The sequence below is a fragment of the Chryseobacterium sp. DT-167 genome (assembly GCF_058310155.1).
In genome coordinates this window covers 1-529 of sequence record NZ_JBZEEQ010000135.1, presented here as the reverse complement: position 1 = coordinate 529, position 529 = coordinate 1, and the positions used below count along the sequence as shown (strand labels likewise).

At 68.8% G+C, this 529-nt stretch carries 1 protein-coding gene; it reads right to left on the bottom strand.

Features of this window, described 5'->3' with window-relative positions:
* Positions 1–529 (bottom strand): NADPH-dependent F420 reductase (locus AC4FQ5_RS20145; protein WP_491146517.1); only part of this gene is annotated, 529 nt, incomplete at both ends.

Below are 529 nucleotides of genomic sequence, written 5' to 3'. Positions count from 1 at the left end.
CCGTCACGAAGCCCGCCCACGTCGATCCCCTGGAACCCGAGCCTCGTCACCAGGGAACCGAGCACGCGCTTCGAACCGTCATGGTCGCCCGAGAAGAAGATGACGCGCCGACCGCCGCCGACGTGAGGATCATCACGCAGCAGCCCGGGGCTCAACGTATTGAACGCTTTCACGACGTGAGCACCCGTGGCATACGAGGCGACCACTTCGCTCGAAGTCATGCCGCCGAGGTCGATCGGCTGGAACGTCGGCGCTTCGATGGGGTTCGTCGTGTCGACGAGGATGCGACCGGCCCAGCTCGGCACCCGCCCGAGGGCATCGGGGATCCTGCTCCACGGGACCGAGAGGACGACGATGTCCGCCTCCGCCGCGTCGGTCGCGGTCCCCGGGAAGACCCGCGGACCGAGGTCGCGGGCGAGCGGAGCGAGAGTTTCGGGATCGCGACTGTTACTGAGGACGATCCGCTCGATGCCCGCGGAGACGGCTCTCGCCGCCAGCGCGGACGCGATGTTCCCCGCGCCCAGGAACC